This is a genomic window from Alkalibacterium sp. AK22 (assembly GCF_000585255.1).
In the GTDB taxonomy this organism is placed as follows: Bacteria; Bacillota; Bacilli; order Lactobacillales; family Carnobacteriaceae_A; genus Alkalibacterium.
In genome coordinates, this window is sequence record NZ_JANL01000015.1 from 26,567 (window position 1) to 49,398 (window position 22,832).

Annotated in this window: 15 protein-coding genes; 12 read left to right on the forward strand and 3 right to left on the reverse strand. The window is 46.3% G+C overall.

Features of this window, described 5'->3' with window-relative positions; genetic code table 11:
- Nucleotides 1-106: 106 nt before the first annotated feature.
- The 8 genes from fumC (at nt 107) to tuf (ending at nt 15,439) form a co-directional block, all read left to right on the forward strand.
- A complete protein-coding gene (gene fumC / locus ADIAL_RS02905; RefSeq protein ID WP_034299842.1) occupies nt 107-1,468 on the forward strand; it encodes a class II fumarate hydratase in 1,362 nt (453 codons plus the stop codon).
- A 598-nt stretch (nt 1,469-2,066) separates the two neighbouring features.
- A complete protein-coding gene (locus ADIAL_RS02910) occupies nt 2,067-2,678 on the forward strand; it encodes a class I SAM-dependent methyltransferase (RefSeq protein ID WP_034299844.1) in 612 nt (203 codons plus the stop codon).
- Nucleotides 2,679-3,046: 368 nt separating this feature from the next.
- Nucleotides 3,047-6,649 (forward strand): DNA-directed RNA polymerase subunit beta, encoded by a 3,603-nt coding sequence (gene rpoB / locus ADIAL_RS02915; RefSeq protein WP_155849162.1) that lies wholly within the window; start codon nt 3,047-3,049, stop codon nt 6,647-6,649.
- Between the two features lie 116 nt (nt 6,650-6,765).
- The gene (rpoC, locus tag ADIAL_RS02920; protein ID WP_034299850.1) at nt 6,766-10,389 is read left to right on the forward strand and encodes a DNA-directed RNA polymerase subunit beta'; all 3,624 of its coding nucleotides are present in this window, start codon (nt 6,766-6,768) and stop codon (nt 10,387-10,389) included.
- A 365-nt stretch (nt 10,390-10,754) separates the two neighbouring features.
- Nucleotides 10,755-11,165, forward strand: coding sequence for a 30S ribosomal protein S12 (gene rpsL, locus ADIAL_RS02925; protein ID WP_034299852.1), 411 nt, complete (start codon nt 10,755-10,757; stop codon nt 11,163-11,165).
- A 211-nt stretch (nt 11,166-11,376) separates the two neighbouring features.
- Nucleotides 11,377-11,847 (forward strand): 30S ribosomal protein S7, encoded by a 471-nt coding sequence (rpsG, locus tag ADIAL_RS02930; RefSeq protein WP_034299854.1) that lies wholly within the window; start codon nt 11,377-11,379, stop codon nt 11,845-11,847.
- A 130-nt stretch (nt 11,848-11,977) separates the two neighbouring features.
- On the forward strand, nt 11,978-14,062 hold the full coding sequence (gene fusA, locus ADIAL_RS02935; protein WP_034299856.1) for an elongation factor G: 2,085 nt from the start codon (nt 11,978-11,980) through the stop codon (nt 14,060-14,062).
- 192 nt (nt 14,063-14,254) lie between these two features.
- Nucleotides 14,255-15,439, forward strand: a complete 1,185-nt coding sequence (gene tuf, locus ADIAL_RS02940) for an elongation factor Tu (protein WP_034299858.1) — start codon at nt 14,255-14,257, stop codon at nt 15,437-15,439.
- 215 nt (nt 15,440-15,654) lie between these two features.
- On the opposite strand, the gene ADIAL_RS02945 is transcribed toward tuf, so the two are convergent.
- Genes ADIAL_RS02945 through ADIAL_RS02955 form a run of 3 tightly spaced genes read right to left on the reverse strand, consistent with a single transcriptional unit; the run spans nt 15,655 to nt 20,049 of the window.
- A complete protein-coding gene (locus ADIAL_RS02945; protein ID WP_034299860.1) occupies nt 15,655-18,051 on the reverse strand; it encodes a transglutaminase-like domain-containing protein in 2,397 nt (798 codons plus the stop codon).
- A gap of 10 nt (nt 18,052-18,061) precedes the next feature.
- Nucleotides 18,062-19,075, reverse strand: a complete 1,014-nt coding sequence (locus ADIAL_RS02950; RefSeq protein WP_034299864.1) for a DUF58 domain-containing protein — start codon at nt 19,073-19,075, stop codon at nt 18,062-18,064.
- Nucleotides 19,072-20,049, reverse strand: coding sequence for an AAA family ATPase (locus tag ADIAL_RS02955; protein WP_034299867.1), 978 nt, complete (start codon nt 20,047-20,049; stop codon nt 19,072-19,074). Before ADIAL_RS02955 ends, ADIAL_RS02950 begins: the two co-directional genes overlap by 4 nt.
- 807 nt (nt 20,050-20,856) lie before the next feature.
- On the opposite strand from ADIAL_RS02955, the gene rpsJ reads away from it, so the two are divergent.
- From rpsJ to rplW, 4 genes are read left to right on the forward strand one after another with little or no spacing between them, the layout of a single operon-like run.
- Nucleotides 20,857-21,165, forward strand: coding sequence for a 30S ribosomal protein S10 (gene rpsJ, locus ADIAL_RS02960; RefSeq protein ID WP_034299870.1), 309 nt, complete (start codon nt 20,857-20,859; stop codon nt 21,163-21,165).
- Between the two features lie 59 nt (nt 21,166-21,224).
- Complete coding sequence (rplC, locus tag ADIAL_RS02965; protein WP_034299873.1) at nt 21,225-21,860, forward strand: 50S ribosomal protein L3; 636 nt, start codon at nt 21,225-21,227, stop codon at nt 21,858-21,860.
- Between the two features lie 26 nt (nt 21,861-21,886).
- Nucleotides 21,887-22,510, forward strand: coding sequence for a 50S ribosomal protein L4 (rplD, locus tag ADIAL_RS02970; protein ID WP_034299875.1), 624 nt, complete (start codon nt 21,887-21,889; stop codon nt 22,508-22,510).
- Nucleotides 22,510-22,800 carry a 50S ribosomal protein L23 gene (rplW, locus tag ADIAL_RS02975; RefSeq protein WP_034299878.1) on the forward strand — a complete coding sequence of 97 codons (291 nt, stop codon included), beginning with the start codon at nt 22,510-22,512 and terminating at the stop codon, nt 22,798-22,800. Before rplD ends, rplW begins: the two co-directional genes overlap by 1 nt.
- The last annotated feature ends 32 nt before the right edge of the window (nt 22,801-22,832 follow it).

Sequence of the window (22,832 nt, forward strand, 5' to 3'; positions counted from 1 at the left end):
TTAGGATAGAAAGAGGAATTCGACCAGTCAGTAGCCGGCTTATCAGAGCGTCTGGCTGGATAAAGAAAAGCAGGGTATTCAAATAATAAAAAAAGGCGGAAAAAGAATGGAAAATCGTATTGAAGCAGATGGGTTTGGGGAGATAGCTATACCATTGAACAGACAGTGGGGGGCGCAGACCCAACGCAGTCTTACTAATTTCCCAATCGGGAACGAGAAAATGCCGGTGGAGCTGATTCACGCGTATGCCGTAGTCAAAAAGGCTGCGGCGATCACCAACGGTTCTCTAGGGTTGCTGGATAAGCACAAGGCCGATGCTATCGCTGCAGTCTGTGATGAAATTCAGTCCGGTGTGTGGGACGCAGAATTCCCTTTGTCTGTATGGCAGACAGGAAGCGGGACACAGACCAATATGAATATGAATGAAGTCATTGCCCGTCTGGCATCTGTCAAAACTTCCGCCGAAGTCCATCCAAATGACGATGTCAATAAAGCACAAAGCACAAATGACACATTTCCGACAGCGATGCACATTGCCGGTGTGCTCCAGATCCGAAAGAGACTGATTCCGTCTTTGAAAAATTTGCAGCATACGCTGGCAGAACTGGAAGACCGTTACCAGGATACGGTCAAAATCGGACGGACGCATTTGCAGGATGCCACTCCAGTCACTTTTGGGCAGGAAGTGAGCGCCTGGAAGGAGATGATGTATCAAAACGAGCAGATGTTAAAAAACAGTCTCCAGGGACTTCTCCAGCTGCCGCTAGGTGGAACAGCTGTAGGGACAGGGCTGAATGCGCATGAGCAGTATGCATCCAAAGCAGTTCAAACAATTAGTGAGCTGCTGAATGAGCCATTTGCTGAGAATCCAAATAAATTTCATGGTCTCTCCAGTAAGGACGCCTTTGTCTTTGCACATGGGGCAGTGAAGGCTCTGGCGGCCAATGCCATGAAGATGGCCAACGATATCCGCTGGCTGGCAAGCGGGCCGAGAAGTGGCTTGAAGGAAATTACTATACCCGCGAATGAAGCCGGTAGCTCGATTATGCCGGGAAAAGTCAATCCGACCCAGGCTGAAGCGTTGACCATGGTATGCGTTCAGGTGATGGGAAATGATGCAGCGGTCGGCTTTGCCGCTTCACAGGGCAACTTCGAGCTTAATGTCTTTATGCCGGTAATTGCCTACAACTTTCTGCAGAGTGTGAGCTTGCTTGCGGACAGCCTGGCTCTTTTTGATGAGAAGTGTGTAAAAGGTATCGAAGTGCGAGAGCAAGAAATGAAAAAGCTTCTAGATCAGTCGTTGATGCTGGTCACAGCTCTTTCTCCATATATTGGCTATGATAAGGCTGCGCAGATTGCCAAACATGCACATGCACATGAGCTGACCCTTAAAGAAGCGGCAATTCAGCTGGAGATTCTGACAAGTGAAGACTTTGACCGTTACGTTGATGCCAAAAAGATGATCTAGCCGGTCTGTTGATTTTTGAATCAGATAATCCAGACAGCTTGGCCGGTAGAAGAGGATTTCATTAAAGGAAATCGCCAAGGAGAGTGCCTTTCCTTGAAATAAAGCCTGTTTCATTGAAGGAGGTTATTAGGAAGAGTATCTTTCCTTGAAATAAAGCCTGTTTCATTGAAGGAAATTGCTAGGGGGGGGACTTTTCCTTGAAATAAAGCCTGTTTCATTGAAGGAGGTTGCTAGGAAGAGTATCTTTCCTTGAAATAAAGCCTGTTTCATTGAAGGAGGTTATTAGGGAGAGTATCTTTCCTTGAAATAAAGCCTGTTTCATTGGAGGAGGTCGCTAGGGAGAGTACCTTTCCTTAAAACAAAGCCTGGTAAGAATGAATAAGCGAAACTGCTGAATCCAGTTTCTCTGTCGTTCAGTTTCGCTGCAATGCCGGTAATAAAATAGTCAACACCTTTCATGCCCAGCGCATTAGGGGCCACAGGGTGAGAGCCTAAAAAATAAACACAGCAGCCTGAATTCTGACAGGAAAGATTGTAGTCCAATCGCCTCCATAGTATACTGAAAGCACAACAACAAAGAGAAAAAGAGGAGTTCAAGATGACCGATCATTATTACACATCCAAACCCAGTGCAAAAAAAGATGAAAAAGAGATCAGTGCCAAGCTGAGGGGACAGGCCCTGTCTTTTACAACAGATGCCGGTGTGTTTTCCAGAGACCGTGTAGACTTTGGGTCCGAGGTAATGATCAACGTTATCGATGACCGTATTTTTCCTAATCCGCACGTGTTGGACGTAGGCTGCGGTTACGGTCCAGTCGGCCTGTCTCTGGCTAAAAGTAACCCAAAGCTTAAGGTCGATATGATTGATGTAAACGAAAGAGCCATTGAATTGGCTAGAAAGAATGCCCAACGCAACGCTGTTAAAAACGTGTCCGTTTTTTTGTCTTCAGTATATGACAATGTTGATAAAACCAATTATGGCGCTGTGATTTCTAATCCTCCCATCAGAGCCGGAAAACAAACGGTCCATCAAATTATTATTGAGGCCAAAGAGCACTTGGCTGACAAGGGAGTGCTGGTCATTGTCATTCAAAGAAAGCAGGGGGCGCCAAGTGCTCAGAAAGTTATGGAAGACACTTACGGAAATGTCAACCGGATTGGCTTGGAAAAAGGCTACTGGGTACTGCAGTCTGTAAAGACTGAACAATAAGCAAGAGTTTGAGGAGCAGCTCTTTTGTCAGAGGACAAAAGACAGCTGTTCTTTTATTTTCTCTTGACTTGAGCTTGCTTTTTATGTAAACTTAATGGACGCTAAACAAAGTATGAAAAGAAATCCGTGCGAAATATTGTCCGTACGCGGTTTTTGGAGCAAAAACAAAAGAATGTGTGATGATTCAGGATGATTCTTTCACGACTCTTTTGTATTTTTTTTGGTCAAAAACAGGGAAAAACGACGCTTTTTAATCCAGAAGAAACATTTGTCACGATAATGTAACATTTGGATATAAAGCAATGTCGGTCATCCCGTACACTGATCGAAGGCTCCTGAATATGCAGGCTAGTGATTATTTATGAGGGGTGAAGAGGTTGGCAGGCCAAGATGTGAAATACGGCAAGCACCGTACACGTAGAAGTTACTCACGAATTAATGAAGTATTGGAATTACCGAACTTAACCGAAATTCAGACAAACTCTTATGACTGGTTTTTAGAAGACGGATTGAGAGATATGTTCAAGGACATTTCTCCTATTGAAGACTTTTCTGGAAACTTATCTCTGGAGTTCACTGACTATCAGCTGCAGGAACCTAAATATTCAGTAGATGAAGCGAGACAGCACGATGCAAACTATTCTGCGCCTCTATACGTAAAGTTGCGTCTGATCAATAAAGAAACAGGCGAAGTTAAGGAGCAGGAAGTTTTCTTTGGCGATTTCCCACTAATGACACAGCAAGGAACATTTATCATCAATGGTGCCGAGCGTGTTATCGTCTCACAGCTTGTTCGTTCACCAGGTGTCTATTTCAGCCCTAAAGTTGAAAAGAACGGTATGGAAGGTTTCGGATCAACCGTCATCCCTAACCGTGGCGCATGGCTTGAATATGAAACAGATTCGAAAGGGTTGTCCAATGTCCGTATCGACCGCACCCGTAAGATTCCTTTGAGTGTTCTGGTACGTGCACTTGGATTCGGCTCTGACGATGAGATTCTCGACATTTTTGGCTCCAATGAGAGCCTGATGGCGACGCTTGAAAAAGATGTACACAAAAATATGGCGGATTCACGTGTTGAAGAAGCCCTTAAAGATGTGTACGAGCGTCTGCGTCCGGGTGAGCCTAAAACAGCAGACTCTTCAAGAAGTCTACTGACAACACGTTTCTTTGATCCGAAGCGTTACGACCTGGCTCGTGTCGGTCGCTACAAGATGAACAAAAAATTGGATCTGAAAATCAGACTGATGGGTCTGACTTTGGCAGAATCACTAGTGGACAGTGAAACAGGTGAGCTTCTGGCTAAGGAAGGAACCTTGATCAACCGTGAAGTCATGGATGAACTGGGCCCTCATTTAGACAATGGACTGAACCATGTCACGCTGCATCCTTCAGATGAAGGAGTCGTACCTGAACCAATCGATCTGCAGATCATCAAAGTGTATTCTCCGCAGGACAACGACCGTGTAGTCAATGTTATCGGAAATGCCAATCCTGACCGTGAAGTGAAATACATTATTCCGGCAGATATGATTGCCTCTATGAGTTACTTCTTTAACCTTCAGGAAGGTATTGGAGAAACAGACGATATCGATCACCTAGGTAACCGACGTATCCGTTCTGTCGGTGAGTTGCTGCAGAATCAGTTCCGTATCGGTTTGTCCCGTATGGAGCGTGTCGTTCGTGAGCGCATGTCGATCCAGGACACGTCTACAACGACACCACAGCAACTGGTTAATATTCGACCGGTTGTAGCTTCAATCAAAGAATTCTTTGGTTCATCTCAGTTGTCTCAGTTCATGGATCAGACCAACCCGCTGGGTGAGCTGACTCACAAGAGACGTCTGTCTGCCCTTGGACCTGGTGGTTTGACCCGTGACCGTGCCGGATATGAAGTGCGAGACGTTCACTATTCTCACTATGGTCGTATGTGTCCGATCGAAACGCCTGAAGGACCCAATATCGGGCTGATCAACAGTTTGTCCACGTATGCCAAAATCAATGAATTTGGATTCATCGAAACGCCTTACCGCCTTGTCGACAAGAAGACCGGCCGTGTAACTGATCAGATCGACTATCTGACAGCAGATGAAGAGGACCTGTATGTGGTTGCGCAGGCAAATGCCCCGCTGAACGAAGACGGCTCATTTGTTAATGAACTGGTGCTGGCCCGTACGAAAAACAACAATGAAGAACTAGATGCCAAGCTGGTTGACTACATGGACGTATCGCCGAAGCAAGTGGTCTCTGTTGCGACAGCAAGTATCCCGTTCCTTGAAAATGATGACTCCAACCGTGCCCTGATGGGTGCGAACATGCAGCGTCAGGCTGTGCCGCTTATCCAACCAGAGGCACCGCTTGTCGGAACAGGAATCGAGCATACGGCTGCCCGCGATTCTGGAGCTGCTGTTATTGCAAGACATGATGGAGTAGTAGAATATGTCGATGCTAAGCAGGTTCGTGTCAGACGTGAAGACGGCGGACTGGACAAATACTACATCGCTAAATTCAAGCGTTCCAATGCAGGGACTTCCTACAACCAGCGTGCGCTGGTCAGTCACGGAGATAAAGTTGACAAGGGAGACATTCTTGCAGACGGACCATCCATGGAAAATGGAGAAATGGCTTTGGGACGCAATCCGCTGATTGCTTTCACGACTTTTGATGGGTATAACTTTGAGGATGCGGTCATCATGAGTGAGCGTCTGGTCAAAGATGACGTTTACACTTCTGTCCACATCGAAGAATATGAGTCAGAAGCCCGTGACACTAAGCTTGGGCCGGAAGAAATTACGCGTGAACTGCCAAACGTCGGTGACGACGCGTTGAAGAACCTAGACGACCGTGGAATCATCCGCATCGGTGCAGAAGTACATGACGGAGACATCCTTGTGGGTAAAGTCACACCTAAGGGAGTATCTGAACTGTCTGCAGAAGAAAAACTGCTGCATGCGATCTTTGGAGAAAAAGCACGTGAAGTCAGAGACACCTCACTGAGAGTGCCTCACGGTGGCGGCGGAATCGTTCACGATGTTAAAATCTTTACCCGTGAAGCTGGAGACGAACTGTCGCCAGGCGTCAACTACCTTGTCCGTGTCTTTATTGTACAGAAGCGTAAAATCAACGTTGGAGATAAGATGGCTGGACGTCACGGAAATAAGGGTGTTGTATCTCTAATCCTTCCGGAAGAAGACATGCCATTCATGCCTGACGGGACACCAGTCGATATCATGCTGAATCCGCTTGGGGTTCCATCCCGTATGAATATCGGACAGGTTATCGAACTCCACATGGGAATGGCTGCCCGTAAATTGGGTATACACATTGCCAGCCCGGTATTTGACGGAGCCCACGAGGAAGACATCTGGGAAACAATCAAAGAAGCCGGCATGGACGATGATGCCAAGACCGTTCTGTTTGACGGCCGTACAGGGGAAGAGTTCGACAATAAAGTGTCGGTCGGAGTTATGTACTTCATCAAACTGGCGCACATGGTTGACGACAAACTGCATGCCCGTTCAACTGGACCATACTCACTCGTTACACAGCAGCCACTCGGGGGTAAAGCCCAGTTTGGTGGACAGCGTTTCGGTGAGATGGAGGTATGGGCGCTGGAAGCATACGGTGCAGCTTATACCCTGCAGGAAATCCTGACATACAAGTCAGATGACGTCGTTGGACGTGTGAAGACATACGAAGCGATCGTCAAAGGAGAAACCATTCCAAAACCTGGTGTTCCTGAATCATTCCGCGTGCTAGTCAAAGAGCTTCAGTCGCTTGGTCTGGACCTGAAAGTACTGGACAAGAACAAGGAAGCCATCGATCTGCAGGATTCTGACGAAGACGATGAATTCGGCAATGTGGACTCACTTGAGAAAATGAAAAAAGAGCAGGACGAAAAACGTGCAGAAGAAGCACGCGTAAAAGAAGAACAAGAACTTGCTGAAAGCGAAACACAGGAACAGGAATAAGCTTCAGTAAAATAGGCAGAGACAGAAAGAGGGCCGTGTAATGTACCTCTTTCTCGTCTTTAAGTAACAAGGAGCACTAGGGCAGCTCTATAATCTACTAAAGGGAGGTAGCCCCTTTGATCGATGTAAATAAATTTGAAAGTATTCAGATCGGACTGGCTTCTCCGGATAAGATCCGCAGCTGGTCTTACGGAGAAGTAAAAAAACCGGAAACAATCAATTACCGTACACTTAAACCTGAAAAAGACGGCCTATTCTGTGAAAGAATTTTTGGCCCGTCCAAGGACTATGAGTGTGCCTGCGGAAAGTATAAACGTGTGCACTATAAAGGCATCGTTTGTGACCGCTGTGGCGTGGAAGTCACCAAGTCAAAAGTAAGACGTGAACGCATGGGGCATTTGGAACTTGCAGCTCCAGTTACGCACATCTGGTACTTTAAGGGAATTCCGAGTCGTATGGGACTTGTGCTGGATATGTCACCTCGGGCACTGGAAGAGATTATTTATTTCGCTTCCTACGTGGTGACTGATGCTGGCGACACACCGCTTGAGAAAAAACAACTGATGACTGAACGGGAGTACCGTGAGCGCCGTGCACAGTACGGAACAAAATTCCGTGCTGAAATCGGTGCAGAAGCGATCAAGACGCTGTTGGATGATGTTAACTTGGAAGAAGAAGTGGATGAACTGAAAGAACTGCTTCAGACAGCGACAGGCCAGAAGCGTACCCGTGCGGTCCGTCGACTGGATATCCTGGAAGCATTTAGACACTCTCAAAACGATCCGTCATGGATGGTTATGGACGTTGTTCCTGTCATCCCGCCTGAGCTGCGTCCAATGGTGCAGCTAGAAGGTGGACGATTTGCGACAAGTGACTTGAACGATCTTTACCGCCGAGTCATCAACCGTAACAACCGCTTGAAGCGTTTGCTGGACTTAAACGCTCCGCACATTATCGTACAGAACGAGAAGCGAATGCTGCAGGAAGCTGTAGATGCGCTAGTTGATAATGGACGTCGTGGGCGTGCTGTAACCGGACCGGGTAACCGTCCGCTTAAATCACTTTCTCACATGCTAAAAGGTAAACAGGGACGTTTCCGTCAGAACTTGCTCGGTAAACGTGTCGATTATTCCGGCCGTTCCGTTATCGTTGTTGGACCAAACCTGAAAATGTATCAGTGTGGTCTGCCGAAAGAAATGGCGATTGAACTCTTCAAACCATTTGTTATGAGAGAACTGGTTGCTAGAGAGATTGCCAACAACATAAAAAATGCCAAACGTAAAGTTGAAAGACTGGACGAAGAAATCTGGGCTGTTCTGGAAGATGTCATCCGTGAGCACCCCGTTCTGTTGAACCGGGCCCCTACGCTTCACCGTCTGGGTATCCAGGCATTCGAGCCCATCCTAGTCGAAGGGAAAGCAATTCGTCTTCACCCGCTCGTCTGTGAAGCCTATAATGCCGACTTTGATGGAGACCAGATGGCTGTTCACGTTCCGCTGAGTGATGAAGCACAGGCAGAAGCCCGTATTCTCATGCTGGGGGCACAGAACATCTTGAATCCTAAAGACGGGAAACCTGTTGTAACGCCTTCACAGGATATGGTCCTGGGTAACTATTACCTGACCATGGAAGATGCTGGAAAAGTAGGAGAAGGTATGGTCTTCTCCAGTCAGTCTGAAGCGATTCAGGCGTATCAGACCGGCTATGTACACTTGCACTCGCGTGTGGCTGTTCATGCGTCTGCACTGCCAGAGAAGCCTTTTACTGACTGGCAGAAAGACAAGTATTTGATTACAACTGTTGGTAAGCTGATTTTTAACGAAATCATGCCGGCCGAGTTCCCTTACTTGAATGAACCTTCACAGGCTAACCTGGAGAAGCAGACACCAGATAAGTACTTTGTTGCCTACGGTACAAACATCAGACAGCATATTAAAGATGCTGAGATTGTCAATCCGTTCAAGAAGAAAAACTTGAGCAGCATCATCGCTGAAGTCTTTAAACGATTCCAGGTCACGGAAACATCCAAGATGCTGGATAAAATGAAGAACTTGGGCTACAAGCACTCAACAAAATCAGGTATTACCGTAGGGATTGCCGACATTTCGAATCTGCAGGAAAAACAGGAGATTCTTGATGAGGCACACACCAAAGTTGACCGTATCAATGCGTCGCACCGTCGGGGTCTGATTACGGAAGAAGAGCGTTATACTGCAGTTATTGAAGTTTGGACGAAGACGAAAGACACCATCCAGGAGCACCTGATGCACTCTCTGGATAATCACAACAACATCTTCATGATGAGTGACTCCGGTGCCCGTGGTAACATCTCCAACTTTACTCAGCTGGCTGGTATGCGTGGACTGATGGCGGCTCCGAGTGGACGAATCATGGAACTCCCAATCACGTCCAACTTCCGTGAAGGCCTGTCCGTTCTCGAGATGTTCATTTCTACACACGGAGCCCGTAAAGGCATGACCGATACGGCCCTGAAAACTGCCGATTCCGGTTATCTGACCCGTCGTCTGGTAGACGTCGCTCAGGATGTTATTATCCGTGAAGAAGACTGCGGAACGAAACGTGGACTGGAAGCTGTCACTCTGCGTGACGGCAATGAGGTTATCGAGGAACTTGAAGAGCGTATTACAGGCCGTTATGCCCGTAAGACCGTTAAGCATCCTGAAACAGGTGCAGTAATGGTCAAAGAAAATGATCTGATTACAGAAGACATTGCTAAAGACATTGCTGAAGCAGGCATCGAGAAAGTAACGATTCGTTCCGTCTTTACATGTAACACCAACCACGGTGTATGTAAGAAATGTTACGGACGCAACCTGGCAACCGGCCGTGAGGTTGAAGTCGGGGAAGCAGTTGGAACCATTGCTGCTCAGTCAATCGGTGAGCCAGGTACTCAGCTGACCATGCGTACCTTCCACACTGGAGGAGTAGCAGGGGACGATATCACTCAAGGTCTGCCGCGTGTTCAGGAAATCTTCGAAGCAAGAAATCCTAAAGGACAAGCAACAATCACAGAAGTTACAGGTGAAGTGGTGTCCATCGAAGAGAATCCAAGCGAACGGACTAAAGAAGTCACCATCAAGGGTGCAACAGATACCCGAAGCTATACACTGCCAATCAATGCACGTATGCGTGTGCAGGCAGGAAGTTTTGTTGAGCGTGGAGATGGACTAAGTGAAGGTTCAATCGAGCCGAAACAACTCCTGGCCATTAGTAACGTCATCAAACTTCAGAACTACATGCTGAAAGAAGTTCAGTATGCCTACCGCAGTCAAGGGGTAGAAATCGGTGACAAGCACATTGAGGTTATGGTAAGACAGATGCTTCAAAAAGTACGTGTTATGGATCCAGGCGATACCAGCATTCTGCCGGGAAGTCTAGTCGATATCTACGACTTCAAAGAAGCCAATAAGTCTACTCTATTATCTGGAGGACTACCGGCTACTGCCCGTCCAGTACTACTGGGAATTACCAAAGCGTCTCTTGAAACAAACAGTTTCCTTTCTGCCGCATCTTTCCAGGAGACAACGCGTGTCCTGACCGATGCAGCAATCAGAGGTAAGAACGATAAACTGATTGGACTGAAAGAGAACGTTATTATCGGAAAATCTATTCCAGCTGGAACAGGTATGAAGGTATACAACGATATGAAGCCAAAAGAAGTGGGCGTAGTCAGTGAAAATGTCTACAGCATCAGCGAAGATGCAGAAATTACAGAATAAACATCTGTAATTGTCCCGAGCCGTTTAACCAGAGAATGAACAGGGCAGCCACTGTGCTGCTCTGACATTCTATTGTGTTTGAAAAAGTTCAGGCAAGACGTTGACAACCCTGCATGGACGTGGTACTATGCTAGAGGTGCTTTTGTGTTCTGGTTATTTGACAGGTAGCTGCCTGTGAAATAAACTAGAAAGTCGATGTTTCATACAAGACAAGCAAAACAAACCCGTATATCAAGGCTTTTTCAAAGTAACAGAAGATGTCGCTGTCAGGCGATCATTCTTTTTGCTTAAAAAGGAACCGCCTGGATGTGTGGACTTAGAAAAGCACGTATTCTACAGAAAAGAATGGAAGGAGGAAACACAACATGCCTACAATGAATCAACTTATTCGTAAGCCTCGTAAGTCTAAAACAAGCAAATCTGAGTCACCTGCGTTGAACAGAGGGTACAACACTCAAAAGCGCAAGCAGACTACCGTATACTCTCCACAGAAACGTGGTGTTTGTACACGTGTAGGAACAATGACTCCTAAAAAACCTAACTCAGCGTTACGTAAATATGCTCGTGTTCGTTTGTCTAACATGATCGAAGTTACAGCATACATTCCTGGTGAAGGTCACAACTTGCAGGAGCACAGCGTGGTATTGATCCGTGGAGGTCGAGTAAAAGACTTGCCGGGTGTACGTTACCACATCGTTCGTGGAGCGCTTGATACTGCTGGTGTTACAGACCGTAAGCAAGGCCGTTCTAAATACGGAACGAAGCGTCCTAAATAAATATAATTTAATAGTGGAGTGAGGCGTCAAGCTCGTCCTGACATCCACCGGAGACATTTCAGCGAGCAAGCCTCAGGCTGCACAGCGAATGGATCAGGTGAATGGAGTGGGGAGCTGCCGAACGAAACTGGATAAAAATAGTGGAGTGAGGCGTCAAGCCGAACTCACCAAAAACTCGAAATTATTATTATTCCTGAAAGGAGGAATTTGAATGCCTCGTAAAGGTCCTGTAGCAAAACGTGATGTATTGCCAGATCCAATGTACAATTCTAAACTGGTTTCCCGCTTGATCAACCGCTTGATGGTTGACGGTAAACGTGGGAAGGCGTCTACGATTTTGTATGATGCATTTGATCAAATTAAAGAACAGACAGGCAATGACCCAATGGAAGTGTTTGAACAAGCACTGAAAAACATCATGCCTGTACTAGAAGTTAAAGCTCGTCGTGTAGGAGGTTCCAACTACCAGGTGCCTGTGGAAGTACGCTCAGATCGTCGTACGACCCTAGCACTGCGCTGGTTGGTAAACTACGCTCGTCTACGTGGAGAAAACACCATGCAAGACAGACTGGCTAAAGAAATCATGGACGCAGCAAACAACACTGGAGCTGCTGTTCGTAAACGTGAAGAAATCCACCGTATGGCTGAAGCAAACAAAGCGTTTGCTCACTACCGCTGGTAAGAAGAAGAGGATCCTGTCTGGACGCACAGCATTTAGTGTCTGTGTGTCTGGATACCTCTGTTTTCTTCTATTTAAGACTCTGAGTCATGGAAACATGGCGGATATTTATATAAGAGAGGTGTAATGATTAGTGGCTAAAAGAAAATTTCCTCTAGAAAAGACACGTAATATTGGAATCATGGCTCACATCGATGCTGGTAAAACAACTACGACTGAGCGTATCCTTTATTACACTGGCCGAATCCATAAAATTGGTGAAACACACGAAGGTGCTTCACAAATGGACTGGATGGAGCAAGAGCAGGAGCGTGGAATTACCATTACTTCCGCAGCGACAACTGCTCAGTGGAACAATCACCGAGTCAATATCATCGACACTCCTGGACACGTGGACTTTACCGTTGAGGTAGAACGTTCACTTCGTGTACTAGATGGAGCGGTTGCGGTATTGGATGCACAGTCTGGTGTTGAGCCACAAACTGAAACCGTATGGCGTCAAGCGACAACTTACGGTGTACCTCGTGTTGTTTTTGTCAACAAAATGGATAAACTGGGTGCTGACTTCCTTCACGCAAATGAAACCCTTCATGAGCGTCTGCAGGCTAATGCACACCCAATCCAGTTGCCGATCGGTGCCGAAGATGACTTCAAAGGGATTATCGACCTTGTTAAGATGAAAGCATTCATGTACGGTAACGACCTGGGAACTGAAATCACTGAAGAAGACATCCCAGAAGACTACATGGAACTGGCACAGGAATGGCGCACGAAGCTGGTAGAAGCTGTTGCAGACATGGATGAAGAACTCATGATGCAGTACCTTGAAGGAGAAGAAATCTCTGAAGAGCAGCTGAAAGCCGGTATCCGTACCGCTACTCTAAGTGTTGACTTCTACCCTGTGCTTGTGGGCTCTGCCTTCAAAAACAAAGGGGTTCAGCTTCTGCTGGACGCTGTTGTCGACTACCTTCCATCTCCACTGGATGTTCGTGCCATTGTTGGTCACAAACAAGGAGACGAAGATGCAACGATCAAAGTTGAAGCTGGCGACGACCAGACTTTCTCTGCTCTTGCATTTAAAGTAGCAACGGACCCGTTCGTTGGACGTCTGACTTTCTTCCGAGTATACTCCGGTACGCTTGAATCAGGTTCATACATCCTGAACGCAACAAAAGATACGCGTGAGCGTGTCGGCCGTATCCTGCAAATGCACGCGAACTCTCGTGAAGAGATTGCAGAAGTCTTCTCCGGAGACATCGCTGCTGCAGTTGGGCTGAAAGATACTACAACAGGGGACACGCTATGTGACCTGGATAACCCAGTTATCCTGGAATCAATGGAATTCCCTGAGCCGGTAATCCAGGTAGCGATTGAGCCTAAATCAAAAGCTGACCAGGACAAAATGGGTATCGCTCTGCAGAAGCTTGCTGAAGAGGATCCAACTTTCCGTGCAGAAACTGACCACGAGACAGGCGAAACGATTATTGCCGGTATGGGTGAGCTTCACCTAGACATTATCGTTGACCGTATGAAACGTGAGTTTAAAGTTGAAGCGAACGTTGGGGCGCCTCAGGTATCTTACCGTGAAACATTCACCAAACCGGTTAAATCCGAAGGTAAATTTGTTCGTCAGTCTGGTGGTAAAGGTCAGTTCGGACACGTCTGGATTGAATTTACACCAAACGAAGAAGGAGCAGGTTTTGAATTCGAAGATGCAATCGTTGGTGGGGTTGTTCCACGTGAATATATCCCAGCGGTTAAATCTGGTCTTGAAGCGTCACTGGATAACGGTGTTCTTGCTGGTTACCCACTAGTAGACGTCAAGGCTAAACTTTACGATGGATCTTACCACGATGTCGACTCAAACGAGACGGCCTTTAAGGTGGCGGCTTCACTGTCACTTAAAAATGCTGCTAAGGAAGCAGGCGCAGTTATTCTTGAGCCAATGATGGCTGTTGAAGTAACGGTACCTGAAGACTACATGGGTGATATCATGGGTCACATTTCTGCTCGTCGCGGAAACATCGAAGGATCTGAACAGCGCGGAAACGCAACAATCGTCAGAGGAAGCATTCCACTGGCTGAAATGTTCGGTTACGCAACTGCTCTGCGTTCTGCAACACAAGGTCGCGGAACGTTTACAATGCAATTCGATCACTATGAGCAAGTGCCTAAGAGCATTGCCGAAGAAATCATCAAGAAAAACGGCGGACAGTAATACGTATCTGTCCCCTGTGGCAGTCAGGCATGCTTCTTGAATCATTCTATGATAGAGAGAAGCGTGCTGTGATTTGCCAAATCAATTGATTTTATACTGTTCAATCGGTATAATTAATTAGTGGAAATAGGAATAGAAAACTCTTTTTCTATTTAAAAAAATGAAGACAACCCTAAGGAGGAAATGTTTAAAATGGCAAAAGAAAAATTTGACCGTTCCAAGCAGCACATGAACATTGGAACAATCGGACACGTCGACCACGGTAAAACAACCCTAACAGCTGCAATCACTACAGTACTTTCTAAGAAAGGTTATGCACAAGCTCAAGCATACGATTCTATTGATGGTGCTGCAGAAGAGAAAGAGCGTGGAATCACAATTTCTACTTCACACGTTGAGTACGAAACAGATACACGTCACTATGCACACGTTGACTGCCCAGGACACGCAGACTACGTTAAAAACATGATCACTGGTGCTGCTCAGATGGACGGAGCTATTCTTGTAGTTTCTGCTGCTGACGGACCAATGCCTCAGACTCGTGAGCACATCCTGCTTTCACGTCAGGTTGGCGTTCCTTACATCGTTGTATTCCTGAACAAAGTTGATATGGTTGACGATGAAGAGCTACTAGAACTAGTTGAAATGGAAGTTCGTGATCTTCTAAGCGAATATGACTTCCCAGGCGACGACATTCCTGTAGTTTCTGGTTCTGCTCTTAAAGCTCTTGAAGGCGAAGCAGACTACGAAGAGAAAATTCTTGAATTGATGCAAGCTGTAGATGACTACATCCCAGCTCCTGAGCGTGACTCTGCTAAGCCATTCATGATGCCAGTTGAGGACGTATTCTCAATCACTGGTCGTGGTACGGTTGCAACTGGTCGTGTTGAGACTGGTGAAGTACGTGTCGGTGACGAAGTTGAAGTTATCGGAATTAAAGATACTGCTAAAACAACTGTTACAGGTGTTGAAATGTTCCGTAAATTGCTTGACTACGCAGAAGCTGGAGACAACATCGGAGCACTTCTACGTGGAGTTTCCCGTGACGACATCGAGCGTGGACAAGTTCTGGCTAAGCCAGGATCAATCACTCCTCACACAAAATTTGATGCGGAAGTTTATGTTCTTTCTAAAGAAGAGGGTGGACGTCACACTCCATTCTTCACAAACTACCGCCCACAGTTCTTCTTCCGTACAACAGACGTAACTGGTGTTGTTGAACTTCCAGAAGGAACTGAAATGGTTATGCCTGGCGATAACACAGAAATGAGCGTTTCTCTAATCGCTCCTATCGCTGTTGAAGATGGTACTAAATTCACTATCCGTGAAGGTGGACGTACTGTTGGAGCCGGCGTTGTAACTAAAATTGTTGAGTAATATCTGACAATGATTTTATCAAAAGCACTTGGAGGCTTGTCCTCCAAGTGCTTTTTTTGTTCTCTAGCTTTACTGCTGGCAAAAACTTGATCAAGCTCCGTACAATGAAAAGTAAAAGGCCTCACTTGCCTAGAAGCCGGAAACTACCGGTTCTTGGCTAGGTGAGGTCTTTGTGATTATCCTATCAGGGCACATAGTCTTTGTTTTGTATACGTTCAGTGAATCAGCTTACCGCTTAAAGGATGGCTGACGGGCTGTTGCCGCTTGAGATCAGGTAAGTCGGGCAGCAGATCGAGTATATCGGTAATCACAGCAGTTTGCTCTGGAGTCCAACGTCTGCTAGGCTGTCCGGAGCTGTAAAAGGCAGTATCTGTTAACTGCGCAAAGGCGTCTATGGCGTCTGTTTTGTTGAGCAAGAAAGGTTTCCAGTGGGTGAGGTACTGGCTGACTGTTTCAGAGGGATGTCGCTTGGACTTGAAACGAAGCAGTCTCAAGATCAACCTGCAAGCCTGATCCAGCCTGATCCATCGTCTAATAATGAGCCATTTAATCAGATTCATGGCAAGGCTCCATCTGAATACAGTCACAACGACGATGGATATCAGGAAGGCAGCGATAGTCAGGTGGCCTCTTCCGGTCCAGCGACGGTCTGTTTCAGTGTCAGCGCGGGTCACTTCTCCGGTTAGACCTGGATTTTCAGTATCACTGAAGTCGCCATCTTCCTCTAGACCAGCCAGTTCTTCGGCTTCCTGACTGTCGCGTGTCTGCTCTTCCAGATCAATCAGATCCCCATCGTCAAAAGACAAGGGTTCGTCCGTACCTGCCAGAACAGGGTCCAAATCGGTCATAGGATTTGAAAATGAAGGACTGGGCTCAAAAGGGACCCAGCCATGACTTGGAAAGAAGACTTCGACCCATGAATGCGCATTGGAATTACTGACCTGGTAAAAAGGGGTTTCGCTCTCATCAGTATAGATAGCGCCGGGTGTAAATCCCTTAGTCCACCGAGTAGGTATGCCTATCGCCCGGAGCATGACAGCCATAGCCGAAGAAAAATTATTGCAGTAGCCGATTTGTGATTCGAAGAGGAAGTGATCAACATAGTCTCCGCCGTCCGGTGTATTTTCCACTTCTAGCAAGCTGTAGCGGTACCCGCCGTCCTCTTTTAGAAATGTTTCAATCGCCCGGACTTTTTCATATTCGTATTCCAGATCCTCTGTCAGCTCGACTGCCAGATCGATTACTCTTTGGGGAAGAGTATCCGGCAGTTGCAGTTCATCCATGAAATAGTGCGTGACAAATTCGCGGGAGCCCGTAAAGGGCTGATCATCTTCCGGCTGGCTTTGACTGAAGGCTTCGAAATAGCGCTCACGCCAGTCATCATCTTCTCTGAGCAGCTCTTCATCGAAGCGTGTCGGGAAAGTATTGTCATAAGACACACTGTAGGTAGTCAAAGGCTCAGCTTCAGATTCCAGAGCATAGAACATGCTGCTTTCAAAGCGCTCTAGCGTGTAAGGAAGATCTGATGTCTCGATGTCCAAGTCATACCAGCCGTAAGGGTAGGCAATGTAGTTAGCCTCCTCTAGCCACTCGACAGTAATAAAGGAAATAGATTCCTCTTCCATAAGCTGGTCCCGCTGTTCGGCTGTTGCTGTAAAGTCATGAGCTACGTTATAGGGAGAGGCCACTTGTCTAGGCAGTTCCTCCGAGTCGCTTTCCCACCCGAGACCCGTGTATTCTGTTCGGTGCAGTACTTTCCAGTAGTATGGATTTTCAGTGTAGGCACGGAAGAGAGGCGTGAAGTCTTGGGTCAAGGGACCGCCAAGTCTTGAGTCATCCAAGCCCATTCCTGTACGCTTGAATCCCATCCCGCTTGAGTAGGCATTAATCCAGTCAAAGACTCCCCGGTTATCTAGTTCTTTTTGCAAAGTCTGTGAACGGGATTCGATCCATTCCTGTGTTGGCCTTAGACGATCAATTCCCCATATGGACAACTGGGTCAGTCCAAAAGTGAACAGGGCTGTGTAGGCAAAGCTTTTAGAAAAAGCAAGCCAGCTTGTCCGTGTATTCAGCTGCATCAGTGCAATCAGCATAAAGCCAAATCCAATCAGCTGAATCATTTCAGGCAGTACCCGGTTAGCGCTGAAGGTGTGGACAATCATTAGATAAATAAAGCCAACGAGAAAAGACGGAATGGCGAGCTTGGCGAATAGCGTTAAATAAGTCAGCAAACTGACTGTAACAAAAAGAAGTGTCATGATCAGGAGCTGGGGAGTAACGGTCAGTTCGCCGGCCAGAAGCCCGCTGAACTGACCGTATAGAGCTTCAACTGTTTTAGTCAGCCAGAAGCGGCTTTCCGCGCTGTTTGCTGTTTGAGGAAATAAAACGTATAAGAACAGCATGAGCTGTCCCGCTTGTAGACTGAAAAAGAGCCAGCCTTTTTTTACGACCACAGCAATCAGCTGCGTGGTAATAAAGAAGGAAGCAAGTGAAGCAGTGCCGGTCAGTCGGTTGAGTTCAAAAGCAAACGTGGCTACTGGAATAAAAACTAGATAATGGACGATACCGATAAGGACATCCCTGAAGCTGTCCAGTTTGTTGGTTAAGAACATGGCAGTGAGGTCATCCTCCTTTTAAAAAGTGAAGGTCGTGTTCAGTCAGAATCAGGTCTGGCTGATTGGCTGTCTGCTGTGAAGGAAGGGTACAGCGGCTGGCTTTGATAATGATACGCTTTCTGTCAGTGACGAGTGAATGCCTATACAAATCAGAGAGGGAAGCTGGATTATCTACAGGCTGAATGGATAAAAAATCGCTGATGGACTGTCGAATTCCCGGACGATTACCGAACATGCCTAATAGATAGAGATTGGGAGTAAGAGACGGATTTAGTTCCATTACCAAGTTGTAGGCAATACTCAGTAAAAACTCAAACTCATCAGAAGCTGTACCATAAAAATAAATATCAATGGGTGCTTCCTCTTCGTGTTCGTAGTCCTTGACCATCCAGTGTCCACGTCTGAGACTGGTTTTCCAGTCAATCAGGCTCATGGCATCCCGCTGCTGGTAGCGCCGGATTTCTTTTACATAAAATTCGTGAATAGGTGAGTGAAGAGCAACTGAGAGTCTAGGGGTAATATTGCGCATCAACTTACCCCGATTTGTTTTGGTCATTACAGCAGGATAAATCTCAATATGGACAGGTAACGCGTATGTGAGCCGGCGTTTCCATAGTCCGAATATACTGACGGCCTCGATATCCAGCCTGAGGTGTTCATGCAGTCCTCTAGTCAGTTTGACAGGCTGGAAATATACCGGTACAAGGCGAGAAAGGAAGCAGGTGCTGTATTGTGTGTTGCTGTGGCCCTCTGTATTTAACTTTAGACTCATCGATGACAGAACAAGAGGGAGCCGATGTCTGCCGCGTACTTTACAGGAAACCCCTACCTTTCCAGATTCAGTTTTGTACCAGTTGACTCCATAAATGACGAGGCGCTGCCTGGACGACAAAAAAGCAAGGAGGAGCATTAAAGTGAAGGAATACAGAATAAACCAGGACACCGTTGTAGCGAAGGCCAATGTATAAAGCAGAATCAGGACATATAGAAAAAAGTAAAGAATCAGACGCAGTTTAGTCATTTCAAATCCCACCATCTTTTGCCCTTGACCGTCGGAACAACCAGGTCTTTGGTCAGCTCGTCAATAAAAGCATCTACCTCCGGCTTGGACAATGCATTTTCAAACAGGAGGCGATGGCGGTAAATTGGCTTGAGTACAGTTAATATGTCTTCAGGTGTGACAAAGTCCCGGCTATTAATCAGCGCATGAGCCCGGGCAGCAGCGAGGCAATACTGGTTTCCTCTCGGACTGATTCCCAGACGCAGGTCAGGATGGGTTCGAGTCAGGCCAGCCAGGGAGACGATATAGTGCAGGAGATTTTCTTCTACATGAATGCTTTGTACGGTGTCTTTTAATAGAAGAAACTCTTCAAGCGGCATAACCGGCTTTAGCTGTTCAACAGCTTCGTGCTGATCGGGAGAAGCGAGCATCAGGACTTCCTGTTCAGTATCGGGATAGCCAAGAGACAATTGAAAGAAGAAGCGGTCGAGCTGAGCCTCCGGGAGAGGATAGGTGCCTTCATACTCGACCGGATTCTGTGTAGCCAAGACAAAGAAAGGCTCAGGAAGTCTGTAGGTGCTGCCGTCGATGGTTACCTGTTTTTCGGACATGGCTTCAAGCATGGCGGCCTGTGTACGTGGCGATGTCCGGTTGATTTCGTCTGCCAGGAGCAGTTGATTAAATATGGGTCCTTTTTGAAAATCAAAGACGGTTCCATCAGCAGACGGTACAGAAAAACCGACGATATCTGAAGGGATCAAGTCGGGGGTGAACTGGATGCGGGCAAAATCCGCTTTTAGGCATTTGGCTATGGTTCGGATCAGCAAAGTTTTTCCAACACCGGGAATATCTTCGAATAAAACATGTCCGCCGGCAAGCATCGCCACAATGGTCAAGCGGGTTACTTCTTTTTTACCAATGATGATGCGGTCAACAGTATCGATTAACGTATGCAGTTTACTTACTGACTGCTCGGTCGCTTCTGAAAATGTCATAGGCTGGCTCCCTCGATATATAATTTAATGTATCTACTTGTGTTAACAGGCTGGATCGTCTGTGCAATGAAATGAAAAAGATGTAAGGGTTTTAACTATTGTATAGAGAAAAAGAGGATAACACAACGGACTAAGCAAGAGTTTCATGAAATGGTTACAATTAATAAGTGAACACGGTTATCAAATGAATGCACACGGATAAAGCAGCTGCCCGGTAAACAAATTGAAGCTGGGCATACGGGGAAAAGGAAAGATGGTGAAGCTGGTTTCTTCTATTATATATTATTTTAAGTGAAATCAACCAGGCGGACTGCCCATCATGGGGGCGGACAGCACTTTGTACAAGAAAGGACAAGGCCCTCTAATCTAGACGGTCCCGTGCTCCAAACAGACAGCCGAAAACGCTATAAGTAGGGAATGTGTCTGAAAAGTGAAGAGGAACGTAAAAAATCCACTTTTTTAGAGGCTAAAGGGTGCGAGAGGCAAAGAAATTGCCTATAATACTAGAAGTATGCCGATCATTGACTGGAGTAAGGGAAAAGTCTGGATTTATTGGATAAATCCTTTAAAAACACTTGATTCTGCTCTGTGTTGTCTGTATACTTGTATAGGTGTCTGTGAGAGAGGGTTATCTCGGCAGAAACTATTAAACCTGTGTAATAATAGTTGTGCTAGGTGGCATCGTTCACGGAACCACGGCTAGGAAGCGAGAGGTTACGACACACCCGGATGCATTGCCATGGAGGGCAGTCGAAAATTTTCGTGGAGCTAGGTTTATTTTTTAAATAAGCGAAGGAGGGAAACATCATGGCAAAACAAAAAATTCGTATTCGTCTAAAAGCTTACGAGCATCGAGTACTAGATCAATCAGCTGACAAAATCGTTGAAACGGCAAAGAGAACTGGAGCAAGCGTATCTGGTCCAATCCCATTGCCAACTGAACGTAAACTGTACACAGTTATCCGCTCACCACACGTTTACAAAGATTCACGTGAGCAGTTTGAAATGCGTACGCACAAGCGTCTTGTGGATATCTTGAATCCAACACCAAAGACTGTTGACGCGCTGACTAAACTTGACCTGCCGTCAGGTGTAGACATCGAAATCAAACTTTAATCAGTAATGACGATAGATAAATTACAAAATAAAAATCAAACTTAAACGGAGGTGTAATCATGACCAAAGGAATCTTGGGTAAAAAAGTCGGAATGACTCAAATCTTCAGTGAATCAGGCGAAATGCTTCCTGTAACTGTTGTTGAGGTGAAACCTAACGTGGTACTGCAAGTTAAAACTGTTGAAACAGACGGTTATAACGCTGTCCAGTTGGGAATCGAAGATAAACGTGAAGTTCTATCTAACAAACCGGCACAAGGTCATGTTAAAAAAGCTAACACGGCTCCTAAGCGCTTCATTAGAGAATTCAGAGATGCAGAGCTAGGTGACGTAGAAGTTGGAAACGAAGTATTAGTAGACACATTTGCAGAAGGCGATATCGTCGATGTAACAGGAACGTCTAAAGGTAAAGGATTCCAGGGTGTTATCAAGCGTCACGGCCAGAGTCGTGGACCAGAAACACACGGTTCCCGTTATCACCGTCGTCCTGGATCAATGGGTATGGCTACTCATCCTGCGAGAGTTTTCAAAGGTAAGAAACTAGCCGGACGTATGGGTGGCGACCAAGTCACTGTACAAAACCTTGAAATCGTTCGTGTGGACACTGAGCGCAACGTTCTACTGATCAAAGGTAACGTACCTGGATCAAAGAAATCACTTGTACAAATTAAAACTGCGGAAAAAGCAGACAAGTAAAAGATTAGGAAGGGAGGACTAGCAGAATGCCAACTGTAACGTTATTCAAACAAGACGGAACGCAAAATGGCGATGTAACATTAAATGATGCAATCTTTGGTATCGAACCAAACGAGAACGTTGTTTTTGATGCAATCACTATGCAGCGTGCGTCACTAAGACAAGGAACACATGCAGTAAAAAACCGTAGCGCAGTACGCGGCGGAGGACGCAAACCATGGCGTCAAAAAGGAACTGGACGTGCCCGTCAAGGGTCTATCCGTTCACCACAATGGCGTGGAGGAGGTACCGTATTCGGACCAACACCTCGTTCATACAGCTACAAATTGCCGAAGAAAGTTCGTCGTCTGGCGATCAAATCAGCATTGTCCACTAAGGTCATTGATGAAGAAATCGTCGTAGTAGACGGATTGAACTTCGACGCACCAAAAACGAAAGAGTTCAGAGCGGTACTAAACAACTTAGACGTGAATAGAAAAGCTCTGGTTGTCTTGGAAGATGACAATGAATTTGCAAAACTGTCAGCACGCAACATTCCAGGAGTTAAAGTAGTAGCTCCAAACAATGTATCAGTGCTTGATGTTGTTGCGCATGACAAACTCATCTTGACGAAGGCTGCTCTGGAACAAGTAGAGGGGGCTCTTCAATAATGGATGCACGCGACGTAATTTTACGCCCGATCATCACTGAAGCTTCTATGTATGCTATGGATGACAAGAAGTATACCTTCGAAGTTGATGTTCGTGCTAAGAAACCAGCAATCAAAAAAGCTGTAGAAGAAATTTTCGACGTTAAAGTCGACAAGGTAAACGTACTGAACACAGCGCGTAAACCTAAGCGTATGGGACGTTATGAAGGATTGACAAAGCAGCGTCGTAAAGCGATCGTTACTTTGACTCAAGACTCTAACGACATCGCACTGTTCGGAGACGAAGAGTAAGCAAAAGCAAGTATATTATTTACTAGAAACTA

What these genes read in the sequence shown, in the direction of transcription:
- ADIAL_RS02955 (WP_034299867.1), bottom strand. Translation starts at nt 20,049, where the DNA reads ATGACATTTTCAGAAGCGACCGAGCAGTCAGTAAGTAAACTGCATACG.
- rplW (WP_034299878.1), top strand. Translation starts at nt 22,510, where the DNA reads ATGGATGCACGCGACGTAATTTTACGCCCGATCATCACTGAAGCTTCT.
- rpsJ (WP_034299870.1), top strand. Translation starts at nt 20,857, where the DNA reads ATGGCAAAACAAAAAATTCGTATTCGTCTAAAAGCTTACGAGCATCGA.
- fumC (WP_034299842.1), top strand. Translation starts at nt 107, where the DNA reads ATGGAAAATCGTATTGAAGCAGATGGGTTTGGGGAGATAGCTATACCA.
- rpsG (WP_034299854.1), top strand. Translation starts at nt 11,377, where the DNA reads ATGCCTCGTAAAGGTCCTGTAGCAAAACGTGATGTATTGCCAGATCCA.
- tuf (WP_034299858.1), top strand. Translation starts at nt 14,255, where the DNA reads ATGGCAAAAGAAAAATTTGACCGTTCCAAGCAGCACATGAACATTGGA.
- rplD (WP_034299875.1), top strand. Translation starts at nt 21,887, where the DNA reads ATGCCAACTGTAACGTTATTCAAACAAGACGGAACGCAAAATGGCGAT.
- rpsL (WP_034299852.1), top strand. Translation starts at nt 10,755, where the DNA reads ATGCCTACAATGAATCAACTTATTCGTAAGCCTCGTAAGTCTAAAACA.
- ADIAL_RS02910 (WP_034299844.1), top strand. Translation starts at nt 2,067, where the DNA reads ATGACCGATCATTATTACACATCCAAACCCAGTGCAAAAAAAGATGAA.
- rplC (WP_034299873.1), top strand. Translation starts at nt 21,225, where the DNA reads ATGACCAAAGGAATCTTGGGTAAAAAAGTCGGAATGACTCAAATCTTC.
- ADIAL_RS02950 (WP_034299864.1), bottom strand. Translation starts at nt 19,075, where the DNA reads ATGACTAAACTGCGTCTGATTCTTTACTTTTTTCTATATGTCCTGATT.
- ADIAL_RS02945 (WP_034299860.1), bottom strand. Translation starts at nt 18,051, where the DNA reads ATGTTCTTAACCAACAAACTGGACAGCTTCAGGGATGTCCTTATCGGT.